The 16,459-nt window shown below is 37.4% G+C and carries 17 protein-coding genes; 14 read left to right on the forward strand and 3 right to left on the reverse strand.

The genetic code is table 11. The annotated features are described in order from the left end of the window. Positions 1-10: 10 nt before the first annotated feature. The 13 genes from EK386_RS09455 to EK386_RS09515 all read left to right on the forward strand — a co-directional run bounded on the left by EK386_RS09455 (position 11) and on the right by EK386_RS09515 (position 10,386). Positions 11-421, forward strand: a complete 411-nt coding sequence (locus EK386_RS09455) for a F0F1 ATP synthase subunit epsilon (RefSeq protein WP_126658916.1) — start codon at positions 11-13, stop codon at positions 419-421. A gap of 68 nt (positions 422-489) precedes the next feature. Next, a complete protein-coding gene (locus tag EK386_RS09460; RefSeq protein WP_126658917.1) occupies positions 490-732 on the forward strand; it encodes a DUF1146 family protein in 243 nt (80 codons plus the stop codon). A 674-nt stretch (positions 733-1,406) separates the two neighbouring features. Then, positions 1,407-2,723: a UDP-N-acetylglucosamine 1-carboxyvinyltransferase gene (gene murA / locus EK386_RS09465; protein WP_126658918.1), complete on the forward strand. Its 1,317-nt coding sequence runs from the start codon at positions 1,407-1,409 to the stop codon at positions 2,721-2,723. A 242-nt stretch (positions 2,724-2,965) separates the two neighbouring features. Then, positions 2,966-3,922 carry a stage II sporulation protein D gene (gene spoIID / locus EK386_RS09470; RefSeq protein WP_126658919.1) on the forward strand — a complete coding sequence of 319 codons (957 nt, stop codon included), beginning with the start codon at positions 2,966-2,968 and terminating at the stop codon, positions 3,920-3,922. A gap of 70 nt (positions 3,923-3,992) precedes the next feature. After that, complete coding sequence (locus EK386_RS09475) at positions 3,993-4,649, forward strand: M23 family metallopeptidase (protein ID WP_126658920.1); 657 nt, start codon at positions 3,993-3,995, stop codon at positions 4,647-4,649. Positions 4,650-4,961: 312 nt separating this feature from the next. After that, positions 4,962-5,219, forward strand: coding sequence for a sporulation transcriptional regulator SpoIIID (locus tag EK386_RS09480; protein WP_126658921.1), 258 nt, complete (start codon positions 4,962-4,964; stop codon positions 5,217-5,219). Between the two features lie 245 nt (positions 5,220-5,464). Next, positions 5,465-6,463, forward strand: coding sequence for a rod shape-determining protein (locus EK386_RS09485; protein WP_126658922.1), 999 nt, complete (start codon positions 5,465-5,467; stop codon positions 6,461-6,463). A gap of 68 nt (positions 6,464-6,531) precedes the next feature. Then, complete coding sequence (locus EK386_RS09490) at positions 6,532-7,368, forward strand: flagellar hook-basal body protein (protein ID WP_126658923.1); 837 nt, start codon at positions 6,532-6,534, stop codon at positions 7,366-7,368. Between the two features lie 25 nt (positions 7,369-7,393). Then, positions 7,394-8,233, forward strand: coding sequence for a flagellar hook-basal body protein (locus EK386_RS09495; protein WP_126658924.1), 840 nt, complete (start codon positions 7,394-7,396; stop codon positions 8,231-8,233). 112 nt (positions 8,234-8,345) lie between these two features. Next, complete coding sequence (locus tag EK386_RS09500) at positions 8,346-8,624, forward strand: DNA-directed RNA polymerase subunit beta (RefSeq protein WP_126658925.1); 279 nt, start codon at positions 8,346-8,348, stop codon at positions 8,622-8,624. 124 nt (positions 8,625-8,748) lie between these two features. Further along, positions 8,749-9,186: a 3-hydroxyacyl-ACP dehydratase FabZ gene (gene fabZ, locus EK386_RS09505; protein ID WP_126658926.1), complete on the forward strand. Its 438-nt coding sequence runs from the start codon at positions 8,749-8,751 to the stop codon at positions 9,184-9,186. 207 nt (positions 9,187-9,393) lie between these two features. Then, on the forward strand, positions 9,394-9,786 hold the full coding sequence (locus tag EK386_RS09510) for a type 2 periplasmic-binding domain-containing protein (protein WP_126658927.1): 393 nt from the start codon (positions 9,394-9,396) through the stop codon (positions 9,784-9,786). A gap of 198 nt (positions 9,787-9,984) precedes the next feature. After that, the gene (locus EK386_RS09515) at positions 9,985-10,386 is read left to right on the forward strand and encodes a hypothetical protein (RefSeq protein WP_126658928.1); all 402 of its coding nucleotides are present in this window, start codon (positions 9,985-9,987) and stop codon (positions 10,384-10,386) included. 34 nt (positions 10,387-10,420) lie between these two features. Here EK386_RS09515 and EK386_RS09520 read toward each other — a convergent pair whose 3' ends face one another. Continuing rightward, positions 10,421-10,846: a YwpF family protein gene (locus EK386_RS09520; protein ID WP_126658929.1), complete on the reverse strand. Its 426-nt coding sequence runs from the start codon at positions 10,844-10,846 to the stop codon at positions 10,421-10,423. 248 nt (positions 10,847-11,094) lie between these two features. Here EK386_RS09520 and EK386_RS09525 point away from each other — a divergent pair, with 248 nt between their 5' ends. Then, entirely contained in the window at positions 11,095-11,529 is a 435-nt protein-coding gene (locus EK386_RS09525; RefSeq protein ID WP_126658930.1) for a single-stranded DNA-binding protein, read from the forward strand. Positions 11,530-11,899: 370 nt separating this feature from the next. Here EK386_RS09525 and EK386_RS09530 read toward each other — a convergent pair whose 3' ends face one another. Continuing rightward, the gene (locus EK386_RS09530; protein WP_126658931.1) at positions 11,900-14,731 is read right to left on the reverse strand and encodes a DEAD/DEAH box helicase; all 2,832 of its coding nucleotides are present in this window, start codon (positions 14,729-14,731) and stop codon (positions 11,900-11,902) included. Further along, positions 14,728-16,323, reverse strand: coding sequence for a hypothetical protein (locus EK386_RS09535; protein ID WP_126658932.1), 1,596 nt, complete (start codon positions 16,321-16,323; stop codon positions 14,728-14,730). The genes EK386_RS09530 and EK386_RS09535 overlap by 4 nt, the downstream gene beginning before the upstream one ends. Positions 16,324-16,459 lie beyond the last annotated feature (136 nt).

Below are 16,459 nucleotides of genomic sequence, written 5' to 3' on the forward strand. Positions count from 1 at the left end.
AGGAAAAAATATGAAGACAGTTCAAGTCAATATTGTCACTCCCGACGGCCCAGTATACGATTCAGAAGTCGCAATGGTTATCGCAAAAACAGTTTCTGGTGAAATTGGGGTACTACCAGGACATATTCCTATGGTAGCTCCTCTTGCAATTGGTGCAATTACACTAAAAAAAGAAGACGGTTCCCAAGAAGTTGTAGCTACTAGCGGTGGCTTTATTGAAGTTCGTCCAGAACAAATTTCAATTTTAGCACCATCTGCGGAAGTTGCAACTAGCATTGATGTTGCTCGTGCAAAAGAGTCATTAAAACGTGCTGAAGAACGCCTTCAAAAGAAACAAGATGACATCGATTTCAAACGCGCGGAGCTTGCTTTAAAACGTGCGATTAATCGTATCAGCGTTCATGAGGGTAAGAATCAATAAATAAACAAGAAAGCGGGCAGTTTATCTGTCCGCTTTTTTCACATGTCTACATACTGGAGGAAATGATAATGGAAATTTACCAATCTTTAGGCGTACAAGCTACATTAGGTATTTTTTCTCATATATTCTTTATAGGTATATCTTTTTATGCAATTCAAGCATTTCGTTTAGAACAACTTTTTAAAAAAGGCCGTACTTTCCAAATACAATTAATTTATATTCTTCTCAGCATAGCGATTGGTTCGAGTGTGTCAAATTTTGTTTTAGAATTTACAAAATGGTCTCGACAATTACCTTATCTTTTTTCGTAAATCGAACATACTATAGGAACAAGGCAAACGTTATATGGCTTGTAAGGGCAAATGAATGATCGTTTGCTGTTACAACACATATAGAATAACTATCCCTTCGCATTACTTATAAAAACGCATCCAAAACCTTGTTTAATAATGCCATACTTTGGTGAGATTAATTATTTCCTGGGTAATGTTGTAGAAAAATGCAATTCCTCTAATCATTAGTTTTTCCCTGATTAGTCATTTTATGAGCATATAATATATTCACCAATATGTACTAGTAAGCGTAAAATAAAATGATTTTAATTTTTTGAGCTACTTATATTTCATTAGTACTATCAATTATTTTGGGTAATTGTTACCTATTTATTCGCTTAGCTCTATGCCATTGTATAGAGCTAAATAAAATAGTAGCTAATTAGCGGGAATTGCATTAAAATAGTGATTTGGATGCTTGTTTAACCTAAGAAGAGGCAGTACCATAGTGATAGTTTGTGTGTTTAATAGAAACTATTTTATCTTCATTCAATCCAAATTCCATTCCTTTTCTGTGGGCTTTAACTAAACTGAATGAAGAAAAGACTTTGACGAATTATGCGATTTTGGAAAGCAATCTCCTAGCCGTAATTTGTCGAGGTGTAACTGATTTTATTATGACTTTTGGACAATTGAATTCGGAGGGACGAATTGTGGAGAAAATTATTGTTACGGGAGGCCAGAAATTACGTGGAGACGTAAAAGTAGAGGGAGCCAAAAATGCCGTACTACCAATTCTAGCAGCATCCTTATTAGCTTCAAAGAGTATAAATATAATTAAAGACGTTCCGAATTTAGCGGATGTTCATACAATTAATGAAGTACTAAAAAGCTTAAATGCTACAGTAGAATACGATGTAAAAAATAATGAAATTCATATAGATGCCACAAAACAGTTATCAAGTGAAGCGCAGTTTGAATATGTAAGTAAAATGCGAGCTTCTATATTGGTAATGGGCTCACTACTTGCTCGTAATGGTTATGCACGAGTTGCCTTACCTGGAGGATGTGCGATTGGATCACGTCCGATTGAGTTACATTTAAAAGGCTTCGAAGCAATGGGCGCAAAAATTTCATTTGGACACGGATTTGTTGAAGCTAAGACGGTTGATGGACTACATGGAGCAGATATATATTTAGATTTCCCAAGTGTGGGTGCAACTGAAAATATTATGACAGCTGCAGCATTAGCAAAAGGAACTACAATTATCGAAAACGCTGCAAAAGAACCAGAAATTGTAGACTTGGCGAATTTTATTAATGGTATGGGCGGTCGTGTAATCGGTGCTGGTACAGATACGATTCGTATTGAAGGTGTAACTGAGTTGCATGGTACAGTACATCATGTTATTCCGGATCGAATTGAAGCAGGTACATTTATGATTGCTGCTGCTATTACGCGTGGTGATGTGTTTATTGAAAATGCTGTACCTGAGCACATGACAGCTTTAATTGCAAAAATGCGCGAAATGGGCGTTGAAATTATTGAAGAAAATGATGGTCTACGAGTGCGTGCAAATGACCCATTAAAAGCAGTAGACATCAAAACAATGCCTCATCCTGGTTTCCCAACGGATATGCAGGCACAAATGATGGCGTTACTTTTAACGGCGCAAGGAACGAGTATCATAACAGAAACTGTATTTGAAAATCGTTTTATGCATGTGGAAGAATTCCGTCGCATGAATGCACAAGCGAAAATCGAAAGCCGTTCAGTTTTCATTGAAGGTCCAGTCAAATTACAAGGCGCAGAAGTAAGCGCTACGGATTTACGAGCTGCCGCTGCATTAATATTAACTGGTCTTGTATCTGAAGGCATAACTCGAGTGACAAAACTTTATCATTTAGATCGTGGGTATGTGAATTTCCATCAAAAGCTAGCTGCTCTAGGCGCGAATATTGAACGCGTTGAGGATATGGAAGTTAAACAAGTGGAATTTTCAGTAGCCGACGATAAAATCGAAATTTAAAAAGCTTGCACAATACGCCACCATATAATTTATCTATTTTAACTAAAAATATGTATCGATTATTTAAATTATGACGTAAAGTTACAAAAAAAGTTTTCACGACAAAATCCTTTTAGTAGGGTTTTGTCGTTTTTTCTTCGTTTAAATTACACCCCCTCTATTCTGTGTCAGTATCCCAAAAATTATTCTATTTTGCTTCTATATCTGATATATTTCCGATTACCACATCATAAGTAATATGTATGAAAAAAATAAAACGAAATAAACAGTTGATAATCGTCGCATCCATTTTCTGTTTTCTTTCAATGTTGTTTTTCTTCCCATTTATTTTTAAACAATCGGATGAAAAGTCAGAAGCAACGCCTGAATCCAAAAAAGATGCAATAGCGAATGCATGTGAACTTTCGATTCAAGTAAGTGGAAGTGAGGTCCCTATTGATTTAGAGGAGTATGTCATCGGTGTAGTAGCTGCTGAGATGCCTGCCAACTTTCACTCTGAAGCTTTAAAGGCACAAGCTATTGCTGCGAGAACCTACGTATTAAAATCAACTAATTTTGGACAAACAGCCATAGAACCAACAGTAGCAAAACAAGTATTTTATGATCCCAATACGCGTAAAAGCAACTGGGAAGGATCTTTTGAAGAATATGAAGAAAAAGTAAGGCAAGCAGTTGAAAGTACAAAAGGAGAGATCATTAACTATAATGGGGAGCTTATTACAGCAATGTTTCATTCGATGAGTAACGGAATGACCGAAAGCTCCAAAAACTATAGTGGAACTGATTTACCGTACTTACAACCCGTGGCAAGTACTGATTTTCAATATGCCGATAACTACGAAACCGAAAAAACCTTTACACTAGCACAATGGAATCAACTATTGAGTACAAACGTAACGATGGATCAAGTCAAAAGCGCACGTATTAAAAGGAATAACACAGGGAGGGTAGAAACGGTAACGGTTGGTGGAAAAGAATGGACAGGCCGAGATATGCGAACTTTACTCGATTTACGGTCTACCGATTTTCGAATTAATGTTCGAGAAGGAAACATTGTGGTGACAACAGAGGGCTATGGTCATGGTGTTGGTATGAGCCAATATGGAGCAGATGCTATGGCTGATAACGGCGCAACCGCACATGAAATTATCCAACATTATTATAAAAATACAAATATTGAAAAAATAACTTGTAAATAATAGAAATTTTTTTCCATAATGTGTTTAGAATTGTAAAATCTTGTTCATCCTTCAGTTAGAGGTGATGAACATGAGAGAAGAAAAACAATTTAAGCCTTCTCCTAATAAAAACAGTTGGCAGAAAAAGCCATGGTTTTGGCCGTCCATTTATGCAGGGATCGCTGCAGTATTAATCGGTCTAATTTTCAGTTATAATGCACTTATCAACGATGATGAAGAACAAGAAGTGGTATCAGAAAACCCAACTTCCGAAGAAACAGTCATCGAAACAAATGCACGTCAAGAGACAATGAAGTATCCTTTCAATGAAGAGCAACTAGACAATCTTCAAGTTTTACAAGACTTTTATGATGTAGCCGCTGATGAAGCGACAAGAGAAAAAGCACTACTAGTGTTTAATCAAACTTTCTCCACTTCATCTGGTGTATCATTGTCTGTAAATAGCGAAGCATTTGAAGTACTTGCTGCAATGAGCGGTGAAGTAAAAGAAGTAAAATTAGATGCATTTACTGGAAACAAAATTGTAATTGCACATCCAAATGGTATGGAAACGCGCTATAGCTCCGTGACAGATATTCTTGTTAAAGAAGGCGACACGGTAGAACAAGGACAACCTTTAGCAACAACAACTGAAAATGAATGGAATCCAACTGCTGGAAACCATCTCCACTTTGAAGTATTACAAGATGGAGAACACGTAAACCCAAGAAATTTCTTAGCTTTCTAATCAATACCTGACTTTAAATTTGACAAGATCATAACTTTTGTACAAGCATAGCAAGAACGCCCATTACTCTATAAACGTTGAAATCGACGAAACTTTTTTAAGTAATTCAACGTCTAAGGAGATTTAATGGGCGTTTTTCGGAGTTTTTTGGAAAAATGGTTCTTAAATCACGGAACACCTCATATTGTGAATAAACGTTAAATCGCTAGTTGCAAAAATATCAATGAAACACTCGCAATATGAACACGTTGAAAAACACGCCTCTCGTTAGCAAAACGGCACATTCTTATATCCGATAGAAAGGAAGAGAACGTGCACGAGCACATTCGGCATCGCTGCGTTCGGCTTGGAGAGCTGCTTATTGAAACAGGTGAGACGGTTCGTGTCCTTGCGAAAATGACGGGTTATTCGAAAAGTACAGTGCATAAAGACTTAACCGAAAGACTATTCCTAGTCAATGAAGAACTAGCAAATGAAGTAAAGGAAATATTAGCATATCACAAATCGATTCGTCATTTACGAGGAGGCGAGGCGACCCGCAAGAAATGGCAGTCCCGACAAACACAATGAAAGAGCATTTAGTTTGGCTTTAATTTTGAAGTCAACTAAATGCTTTTTTACTTTGTCTGAGTGCCAGATACCCGAACAATTCTGAAAATTACAAGTGCCAGTCAATCCAAAATATACTTGTAATACAACTGTAACAGCATTGAAATTAAAGATGTAATTACTACTTGAATATGATAAAATAAGCTAGATAAAGATAACTATTTGAACGTGAACAATGTTGGAATTGGCGGGAAGGAGAAATATAAATGTTTTCTAAAGATATTGGTATCGACTTAGGAACGGCTAACGTCCTAATCTATGTAAAAGGTAAGGGGATTGTTTTGAATGAGCCTTCCGTCGTAGCAATAGATAAAAATACTAGCAAAGTCCTTGCAGTTGGTGAAGAAGCACGCCAAATGGTAGGTCGTACACCGGGGAATATTGTGGCGATTCGCCCACTAAAAGATGGTGTTATTGCAGACTTTGATGTAACAGAAGCAATGTTAAGACATTTTTTAAATAAATTAGACTTAAAAGGATTCTTTTCCAAACCACGCATCCTTATTTGCTGTCCAACAAACATTACTAGTGTGGAACAAAAAGCGATCCGTGAAGCTGCCGAAAAATCAGGTGGTAAAAAAGTATACTTAGAGGAAGAACCAAAAGTCGCTGCAATTGGTGCAGGCATGGACATTTTTCAACCAAGTGGAAACATGGTAGTAGATATCGGCGGTGGGACAACAGACGTCGCAGTTCTTTCAATGGGGGATATTGTCACTAGCGAATCCATCAAAGTTGCAGGAGACGTATTTGATAACGATATATTGCAATACATAAAAAAAGAGTACAAGTTACTAATTGGTGAACGTACAGCAGAAGCGATTAAAATTACAATCGGAACAGTCTACCCTGACGCTCGTGATGAATCGATGGAAATTCGAGGACGTGACATGGTAACAGGTTTACCGAGAACGATTACGATTCATTCTTCAGAAATTGAAAAGGCTTTACACGAATCGGTTTCATTAATCGTGCAAGCAGCGAAAAACGTATTAGAAAAAACACCACCAGAATTATCCGCAGACATTATTGACCGCGGTGTATGCATTACAGGTGGTGGAGCGCTTTTACACGGAATCGACCAATTATTAATCCAAGAGTTAAAAGTACCAGTATTTGTTGCAGAGAACCCAATGGACTGCGTGGCAGTTGGTACGGGATTAATGTTAGATAATATCGATCGTTCTCCTGGCTCCCGTATGTAAACATTTTGAAACTTGATTGAAATAATTTCGCAATATAGTTCCGATACAATATAGAGAGGTGAATTCATTTGTTTAAAGGATTTTATACTGTCGCTTCAGGTATGATTGCACAACAAAGAAAAACAGAAATCATTACAAATAATATGGCAAATGCCAATACACCTGGGTTTAAAGCAGATCAATCAACAATTCGTTCATTTCCGGATATGCTTCTTTCCGCTCGAGGTATGACAAATATTCCAACTGAAAATGGGTTAAACCAATCTACTTCGGATCAAATTGGTTCATTAAATGCTGGAGTATACTTACAGGAAACATTAGCAAACTATATGCAAGGTACAATTTACGAAACGAACCTTTCTACAGATTTTGCGTTAATAAATGGAGCAATGCCTATTGATGAAGAATCAGGCAAGCCCGGTACTATTTTCTTCCGCCTAGAGCATCCAGAAGGTGGAGAAGCGTACACGCGTAACGGGAATTTTACTTTAGATGGTCAAGGCTACTTAGTGAACGGTCAAGGATTATATGTTTTATCGAATGAAGGGGAACGTATTCAATTACAAAATGAAGATTTTCAGCTTTCACAAGACGGCAATATCCTTGTAAATGGTGGACAAGTGGCGACTTTAGGTATTTCATTTTCAGCTAATCCAGACGTCCTGCAAAAACTTGATAACGGCCTGTTCCGCACGGTTGATGGGGCAGAGCTTCCAACTGCATTTGGTGAAGATGGCGTAACATTTGCACTGCAACAAAGCTACTTAGAAGGCTCTAACGTGGATTCAGCACAATCGATGACAGATTTACTTACATCTTATCGTGCATTTGAAGCAAACCAAAAAGTACTACAAGCATACGATCGAAGTATGGAAAAAGCTGTGAATGAAATTGGTAAAGTGTAAGAAGACCAAAAAAGGAGACTAAAAAATGATTCGTACAATGATTACTGCAACGAACACTTTAGGTCAATTGCAAAGCCAAATCGATACAATTAGTCATAATATCGCCAATAGTAATACAACCGGGTACAAAGCAAGAGAAGCTCGTTTTTCAGAATTGTTATATCAACAATTTGAAAATGATCAACTGGACCCAACAGTTCGTCAATCGCCAGTAGGTATTCGTTATGGTGTGGGCGCGCATATTTCTCAAATTCAAATGAATACAAAACAAGGTAGTCTTCAATTAACAGATCGTGACCTAGACTTTGCTTTCACAAAGGAAAATCAATACTTCAATGTGATTATGCCCGATGGAGTAAATGGTCAGCGTACAGCGTATACACGTCAAGGCGATTTTTACGTAACACCTGTTGCGGCTGGACAAGTAATGCTTGTTAATAATGAAGGCTATGCGGTAGCTGATTCAAATGGGAATGCCATCTCGTTTCCAGATAATATGAAAAACTTTAACTTATCTGAAGGTGGAACGTTATTAGTTAATTACCCAGATGGAACATCTTTAAACTTCGAATTAGCAGTTACACAAATTCAAAAACCGCAATCAATGGAACAACTTTCAGGTACATACATCGCTTTACCAACAAATTTAGATGAATTAGGCTTAACAGAGGCAGATCTTTATACAGATTTACTAGGTGCTGCTCGAACACAAGTGGGTATGACAAATCAAAAAATTGAAATGTCCAATGTGGATGTGTCAAAAGAAATGACAGATCTTATAAACGCACAACGATCTTATCAATTTAGCTCACGCGCTATTACCATTGCGGACCAAATGCTAGGGTTAATCAACGGCATTCGTTAAGGAGCTTAAGTAGTATGTGCACTTACTATATGTTATTGCATGAAAAGCATTTTTAAGTGCACATATAATGAAAAACAAAAGACGCTAAATGCTCTAAAGGGAGAAACGGCCAATGACAAACGAATTAAAAAGTGAATCGAAAAAGCCGAATATTCCACAAGAACAGAAAGAAAAAAGAAGCGAGAGATACTCAGAAAGACCGATTCGCTGGTATAGTTTCCGACTTTTTCCGATCTGGTTAAGATTACTCATCATATTTATTTTACTTCTCCTTGCTACAAGTTTCGGCTTAATGATTGGCTTTGGCGTGATTGGTGAAGGAAAACCAATTGATGCGCTTAAATGGGGAACATGGCAACACATATTAGATATGATCAGTGGAAAAGAATGAAAAAATACTATTCCAAAATAATTTATATACCTTGAGACAAAAGAAGCTTGCAAATAATAAGTGTTGCTGTTAATACGTTTTAGTGTCAAAAATACATATAAGCTTGTAATTAGGGGGAAAGTAAATGTTAACTGCTGAACAAATTCAGGCAATTCTACCACATCGTTATCCTTTTTTATTAGTGGATCGCATTGTTGAAATCGAAGAAGGGAAGCGTGCGGTTGGAATCAAAAATGTTTCAATTAACGAAGACTTCTTTAATGGCCATTTTCCAGGCTATCCAGTTATGCCAGGAGTATTAATCGTAGAAGCATTAGCTCAAGTAGGTGGCGTAGCCTTATTAAAATCCGATGAATTTAGAGGACGACTTGCTTTTTTAACGGGAATTGATAATTGTCGTTTTAAACGACAAGTAATACCTGGAGATCAATTAAAATTAGAAGTAGAATTTGTAAAACTACGCGGAGCTATGGGAAAAGGACATGCAATCGCAACAGTTGACGGCGAACTGGTTTGTGAAGCAGATATTTTATTTGCAATCGGCCCTGTTCAACCGAAGTAATTCATTAGCCTTCATTAAAAATAATTGTATTTTCCTAGTATAATACGTCTTTTCAAATGGGCATGAATGCTATAAGGGATTTTGTCGAAATGTACGTGAATTTGCAATTTATTGATGAAGGTTATAAAATGAAAAGGTTGAATAATAGTACGTATGTAGAAAGTTACGTATGGATTGGCTTTTTAAACGTAGGAGGTTATTAAATAGATGTATAAACAGTTGTCTTCGGGCGTAAAGATAAGCATCACTCGGTCCATCGCAACGTCTTTTGAATCCTATTTAGCAAGTATTGGTTGGGATGAAGGAAAGTTCTCAATGGAAGATTACATGCAATGGTGGCAAAATTATTTCACTGAAAATGCTGCCTGGTATGATAAAGTACCTAAAGATATATTAGTAAATCCAGAATTCCATGAAGAGTTAGCTAAGAAAATTGATGAAGTGATCGAAAAAATTCTAAATGAAGAACCAACGAAAAAGCAAACTGAGTCAATTGAAAAACTGCAAAAACAACTGGGGACGAACTATACATACAGTTGTAAAGCAGAAGCAGCATATGTAGAGCAGCTTTTACAAACTCAGTTAAAAGAAAGTAAGTAAGTAACAGTTTACTTCTGAACGAATTCCCATTTTAGTAAAGTGTAATTGCCATAAGTCTCGACACCTAAGAAATAATTACCTAATTATCTAAAATAGACACCTTCTTTTGAAGGATAGATCCTTCCTTACACGCACACTCTATGATTAGTCACATGCCATATGTGATGGAGTGAAATGTTGAAAGGAGGGACTTTTTTTATGTGGAAAAAGCCAGTCTTTGCATTCGTTTTGGGTTCTGCTTTCCTTGTTGGTTGTAATAATGCAGATGAGGATGCAACTCAAGATCGAGACGCCTTAGAGGAAGTGGGCGAAGACGTCAATCAAGGTGTCAATGACATACAAGAGGGTGCTGACGATGCACTTGATAATTACGGTATGGATGGAGAAAATGACACGAATGGGATGAACGGTACAAACAGTAATGTAAATGGTACCGACCCAAGTGTTGACAATGACGGTGCTTCCAATAGTAACGGTGCTGGCCAAAATGGAATCTCTGGTACAGTCAATAACAACGATGAACGAATTTTAGATGACAACCAGGAAGACATTGTGGAAGACGCCAAAGATGTTAAAGACCGTGATACAAAAGACGAATAACAAAAAATCGCCTCATGCAAGTGAGGCGATTTTTTCATGACTCCTTCAACCGTGGTCGCTCCCGCATCCCTTTTTTAAATCGATTCAAAAGCTCTTCTTTAGAAAGATTTTCTTCTAACAAAAGCATTAATAGTTGTTCTGCATATTTGCTACGTTTTGTTTTAATCGTTCCTTTTAATAAAACGGATATTTGCTCTCCAATGTCACGGATCTCGCTAACGATGACTTTAAATGGTGCTGGTTCATTGTCGGGAAATGAAATAATAACGTGTACTTCTAAAATGTCGCCAGAGGAATGGTACTTTTCAAAGGTGGAATGATGCTCTTTAGAGAGAAACAACTCTAATATCCAAGATTTATGACTATTTTCTTGATTAATAACAATGCCGTCGATAATCGGAATATTTAATCCGCCCGTTTTATTGATCAAATCAAATGAGAGCATTTTAAAAGTCTTCATTCGCATACCTCCTAAAGTTTTTTAGTTAATTTCAGTATAACATAGAAAAAATGCGAAACTTATATTTTGGACACACTTTATAAACCTTCATGGAACCTACAGCTGTCTGTATTTCGACAAAAAACTAGCGCAAAAGTCCTGTATTGAAAAAAGAATTTTCATCGCGAAAAACAGGGGAAAACAAGATTTTCAGATTTTGCCAAAATCGCTTTTGTCCATTAAGATATAAGCGAAAGGAGGTGATGACAATGAATCATGTCGGACTAGTCGGTAGAATCACAAGAGATCCTGTACTTAAAGCAATTTCTGAAAATCGAAACCAAACGAATTTTGTGATTGCCATAAACCGAAACTTTCGTAATAGTCAGGGCATTGTTGACTCAGATTTCGTCAATTGCATTGCATGGGGAAAGCTTGCAGAACGAATCGTACAATATTGTGGAAGAGGATCTTTGATTGGAATTAACGGCCGTTTACAATCAAGATCGTATACTACAAAAGACAATATGAAAGTGTTCTCTACTGAAGTTGTTTGCGATGATGTCCGATTTTATGCACTAAAACAACCGCTAGATATAGCCTCATCTCAACAAGTTAAGACACAAACTGCTAACAACCAAGAAATAGACCAACATTTTGTCCTGCCTCAAGTAGAGGAGGAATTACCTGTACCCGTACCTTAACCTTTGGGGAAATGTTAAGGTCCAAGTTTTTGTGGAAGTTGTTTTATTGTTGAAGTAGGAAGTCTTTGATTTGTAATATTACTCTACGTAAATCACTAAATGAATCTCCTAACAAAATTGTAACCACACAATCCGAAGCCGTATAAACATTTATAGATGTGAAAGGGGTGATAAACTATCCCTACTGCAGACCGCACAGTAGTGGATCCCATTTCTCCTAACCTCTACATAACTTCCTCATAATCCATATAGGGAAAGTAGAGAACTTTTGACAACTGAATATCGAATTTATAAAAGTGACAAAGGATAACGAGACAAAAACAGAGTCGAGTAACTACTACCTACTCGACTCTGTTTCTATCTATTCAGTTTACCGGACAGATGCTGTATCTAGCAATAATAAATCGAGCAACTCGTCTTCTTGAAGCTCTGTAATCCAATTGCTTGATTGGATTAACTCTCCAGATAGTGCGGATTTTAATTCAATCATTTTATCAACTTTTTCTTCGATCGTACCAATTGTAATAAACTTGTGTACTTGAACAAATTGCGTTTGCCCAATCCGATATGCGCGGTCGGTTGCTTGATTTTCAACTGCTGGGTTCCACCATCGATCAGCGTGTAATACGTGATTCGCAGCCGTTAAATTTAACCCTGTACCACCTGCTTTTAACGACAATAAGAAAATAGGGAATTCCCCATTTTGGAATCCGTCAACCAAACGATCACGTTGTTGCTTTGGCATACTTCCCGTTAAAAAGGGAACATCAATATCATATAACTCTGAAAAACAATGTTGTAGAAGGTGTCCCATCCCAATATATTGGGTGAAGATTAAACATTGTTCGCCATTATGAACAATTTCTCCAGCAAGCTGAACAATCCGTTTTAGCTTCACAGAACGATTGACCATTGCTTTCGCATCTTCAAAAGGTTCTTTTAAATAAAGGGCAGGATGGTTACACAACTGTTTTAATTTACTTAACATTTGCAAGATGCGACCCTTTTTCTCAAATGCACTCATGCTATCAAGCAGTGCCATCGTATCTTCAATATAGCCTTCATAAAGGGCAGCTTGCTCGCTTGTTAAGGCGCAAAACTCTTTTGTTTCTTGTTTATCAGGTAAATTTAACATTAAATCGGGATCATTTTTTGTACGACGTAATAGGAATGGTCGAATTTTTGTACGTAAAATTTGTTTATGACGCTCGGATTCATCACGCTCTATCGGTAAAATAAATTGCTCTTGGAATTTCCCAAAGCTTCCTAAGTACCCTTTATGGATAAAGTCAAAAATTGCCCATAATTCAGCTAGTCTGTTTTCAATCGGTGTTCCGGTTAATGCAATATGGTGTTTCCCTACTAATTTACGAATTGCCCGCGATTGCAGTGTTTGCATGTTTTTGATATTTTGCGCTTCATCTAGTGCAACCATATTCCACTCCATATATTGTAAAAATTCAATATCTTGAGAAACAGTTCCATAAGTAGTTAGGATCACTTGTGGTTGGCTTGTTTCAATAAATTGCTCGAATGCATCCTCTTTTAAACGAGACGAACTGTAATGCGTATGAACGGTTAGAGAAGGGGCAAAACGGGCTAATTCCTTTTGCCAGTTGCCAAGTACAGACGTCGGACAAACAATTAGTGAAGGTTGCGTTTCACCAAGTGTTTCAACAGAGTACAATAGATAACTAATTAATTGAACCGTCTTTCCTAAGCCCATATCATCGGCTAATACAGCACCAAACTGTTGATCACGCATAAAGACAAGCCATTCAAATCCTTCTTGCTGATAAGCACGCAATTCGGCTTGCAACTTTTGTGATGAGGCAACATGGGGTAATCCTTTTTTATGTTGCAATTGATCAACATAATCTTTTAGAGATTGTTGCATCTCAAAAGCAAACAATGGATCATCACGTTCGACATCATCCTCTTCCTCAAGCGGTGCAGTTAGTTCATCTGGAAGCTCACGGAATAGCAATTCGCGTACAGTCCAGTTTTCCTCCTCAGCTTGATTCATTAACTGGCGAATTTCGTTCATCCAATTCGCATCCATTCGGAACCATTCGTTGCCGACGCGTATAAATTCGCGTTTCTCATCAACAATTTTTCGAAACTCATCAGGAGAAATTTCCTCTCCGTTCACAGATAGCTGCCATTTGAATGATAATATATCATCTAAACCAGCTACAGAACGCTGAGTTTGATTATTCGCACTGACACGAACACGCATTTTTGTTTGTTTTAATTCCTTTAACCATGTAGGAAGATGTACCTCAAACCCGAGTGCACCAAGCTTTGCAAAATCATCACGAAGTAATTTCCGAACATCGGCATCTTCTAACTCAACATGTAGAAACGAATCCGTTGAAATATTGTAGTGACCCAAATCTAAAAGTTCTAGCATTTGTTGTTGAAGTGTAGAAATATCATTTGCTAAAGGCATCCATTTATCAGGAAGGGCACGGTCAATTGATAAATGTCGTTTTCTAATAGCTGGTGTCCATAACTTACCAGTACTTGTAGAACTTAAAACAGTCTCTAATAACCATTCAGAAGAAGTTGGTTCAGGTTCACTTAAGCGCAGTGCAACCTTTACATTGCCAATAGATCGTTCTTTATTTAAAGGCCATCCACCATCTTTAAAGAAAGGTAACAACTGCGGTACATCGTTTATCGTAAGGCCAGCATTCATTAATTTTTGAGTTGTTGCGGTTGTTAAAAGAGTGGTACACGATGCAACATCTATTGTATTAGCTCGAGCGATGGATTTAATTGTTTTATCATCGGCAAAATTCGCTGGCAACTCAAAGGTTAAAACAGAATCATCCGTGACTATTGCGTAATCCCAAAGTACAGAACTATTCCACAACCATTGTAATGATTGGATAGAAGCAAGTACCTTTTGCGACTGTTCATCGATCCCGATTGGCTGAATAAATGGGTGCTTATATTGAGGAGACAGTAAATCGAGTAGCTCTGAAATGCTGAGTACCAACTCTGCTCCATCTGAATTTGCATTTAGTCCAAAGTAATTTTGCTCAAAACGATAAAAGAAGTGATGTGACCAGCTAACAGTAGGAAGGACCGTATCATCTTCATTTAGAGCTTTAACAGAAAAGAAACCTGGTTGCAGTTCATCTAGTTTTAAACGAATGACCTTTGTAAAGGGTGTTGTATAGCGAAAATCTATCATGCCAGTAAATTTCCTTTCTCCAATTCTTCTTGAAGTGCTCGTAAACGTTTGTATTGGTTACGTACAGTCTGAATATAATCTACCCAGAAATTTGTCTTTCCACTTTTTTTCGCGGCAGATTTCATCATTTTCCAAATACGTACGGCCTGTTTATAGTTCATTCGTGATTTTTGATTCACTTCTTCTAGAGCATAATAATGATACAAAGGCAGCGTTGCCCCAGGATCATGATCTAATACTTCCTTTAGCCCACATGTTTCTAAATAAGAAATCGAAGAAGGGAAGAGTAAATGTAGTGCTACCCATTCTTCATAACGTTCAGCCTTTAAGAGGGAGTTCGAATAAGGTTGAACCCCATGAACGCCAAAAGAAGAATATAATAACAGTTCTTCTTGTTCGGATAATTCAATCGCATCATACAATAAATGAATGCGCCGAACGAATGCTTGGCGACGTGAAGGTTGGAGATGGTGATTAATAAATGTATCTAAATGAGGAAGAATCGCCTTTAGTAACAAATCACTAGCTACTTCTTCATTGCGGGAAGAGGCGAACTTGGCAAGCCCCAAATAGACCTCTAATTGTGCTGTTCCTATAGAATGTAAGTTTGCTTTTAGTTTATCGTATTGTTTTAACAAAATGTAAAACAGGTTTAAGACCGTAGAGATCGGTACATCTTCACTAACATTCGGATGGTCTTCCGGTTTGTTCATGTATTCTAGAAGGATGGTTTGTTCATCTTCAGCTCTTCTTTTTTCAATGAATATCGTATCCCAAAATAATAAATATAAGTTTAATCGTCTACTGATATGGAATTTCCGTTCAACTAATAGCTCGCGTACAATTTCTTGAAGTACATCAAAAAATGGATCCGTTGCAAATAGACGTGATTTACCGGCTATTTCATAAACATAATTTTGGATCGTTTCAAAACGTCGATCAAAAAAATATTCAAAGTAATCATTTTTTAATGCCGATTCCGATTGGAAAAGATGCTGCCATAGTTTATTGAGGATTGCAATTTCCATAAACAAATTGTATAGTGGCTGCCATTCCCGTTCAAAAGGAAGGTGCTTTCTTAGTTTTGTATAGGCATTTTCATAAATTGTGGAGAAGAGATAGTGGTCCATTTGTCGTCCTACAGGTAAAAGGTGTGACATCACTTCGTTAACCATAGCAAGCCAGTTTTCCGGAGTGCGTTCCGAGGCCAATAAATGTAGGTTAACCCCTTTTTTCGAGCGCCACTTTGCTGCCCAATCCTGTACAGACTCAAGATATTGGTATAGCGATAAAATCACACTGACCTTATGACGACACCAACCATCTTGCGGGCAATTGCACACAATAATATTGCTATGAAAATGAAATACCACTTCTGTAGGTCGAACATCTTGCACCGTGGTATATAAGACGCCATTTGTAGCAATGTAACGTCCAAATACAACGGACTTATTTCGAACTGCAAACAATGCGCGGCGCACCAACTCCTCGTCTTCTGTTACAGAAGGATGCAACCCTCGCTCAATTTGCTCCAATTGTTGTTTTATAAAATGTTCATGATCATGTGCTAGTGATGAAACCGATAGCCCCATTTGTAATCGCTCCTTAAAAAAACACGATTTGTCTCCATTTGTGCGAGACAAATCGCTGTCTCTTCATTTGCAGATGCATTAAAAAAATGCCCGCAAAAAAAGACTGTCCTTTCATTATAACTTGAAAGAATAGGAA

Source organism: Lysinibacillus antri, from assembly GCF_003977595.1.
Classification (GTDB): Bacteria; Bacillota; Bacilli; order Bacillales_A; family Planococcaceae; genus Ureibacillus; species Ureibacillus antri.

What these genes read in the sequence shown, in the direction of transcription:
- EK386_RS09455 (WP_126658916.1), top strand. Translation starts at nt 11, where the DNA reads ATGAAGACAGTTCAAGTCAATATTGTCACTCCCGACGGCCCAGTATAC.
- EK386_RS09460 (WP_126658917.1), top strand. Translation starts at nt 490, where the DNA reads ATGGAAATTTACCAATCTTTAGGCGTACAAGCTACATTAGGTATTTTT.
- spoIID (WP_126658919.1), top strand. Translation starts at nt 2,966, where the DNA reads ATGAAAAAAATAAAACGAAATAAACAGTTGATAATCGTCGCATCCATT.
- EK386_RS09475 (WP_126658920.1), top strand. Translation starts at nt 3,993, where the DNA reads ATGAGAGAAGAAAAACAATTTAAGCCTTCTCCTAATAAAAACAGTTGG.
- EK386_RS09485 (WP_126658922.1), top strand. Translation starts at nt 5,465, where the DNA reads ATGTTTTCTAAAGATATTGGTATCGACTTAGGAACGGCTAACGTCCTA.
- EK386_RS09495 (WP_126658924.1), top strand. Translation starts at nt 7,394, where the DNA reads ATGATTCGTACAATGATTACTGCAACGAACACTTTAGGTCAATTGCAA.
- EK386_RS09500 (WP_126658925.1), top strand. Translation starts at nt 8,346, where the DNA reads ATGACAAACGAATTAAAAAGTGAATCGAAAAAGCCGAATATTCCACAA.
- fabZ (WP_126658926.1), top strand. Translation starts at nt 8,749, where the DNA reads ATGTTAACTGCTGAACAAATTCAGGCAATTCTACCACATCGTTATCCT.
- EK386_RS09510 (WP_126658927.1), top strand. Translation starts at nt 9,394, where the DNA reads ATGTATAAACAGTTGTCTTCGGGCGTAAAGATAAGCATCACTCGGTCC.
- EK386_RS09515 (WP_126658928.1), top strand. Translation starts at nt 9,985, where the DNA reads ATGTGGAAAAAGCCAGTCTTTGCATTCGTTTTGGGTTCTGCTTTCCTT.
- EK386_RS09520 (WP_126658929.1), bottom strand. Translation starts at nt 10,846, where the DNA reads ATGAAGACTTTTAAAATGCTCTCATTTGATTTGATCAATAAAACGGGC.
- EK386_RS09525 (WP_126658930.1), top strand. Translation starts at nt 11,095, where the DNA reads ATGAATCATGTCGGACTAGTCGGTAGAATCACAAGAGATCCTGTACTT.
- EK386_RS09530 (WP_126658931.1), bottom strand. Translation starts at nt 14,731, where the DNA reads ATGATAGATTTTCGCTATACAACACCCTTTACAAAGGTCATTCGTTTA.
- EK386_RS09535 (WP_126658932.1), bottom strand. Translation starts at nt 16,323, where the DNA reads ATGGGGCTATCGGTTTCATCACTAGCACATGATCATGAACATTTTATA.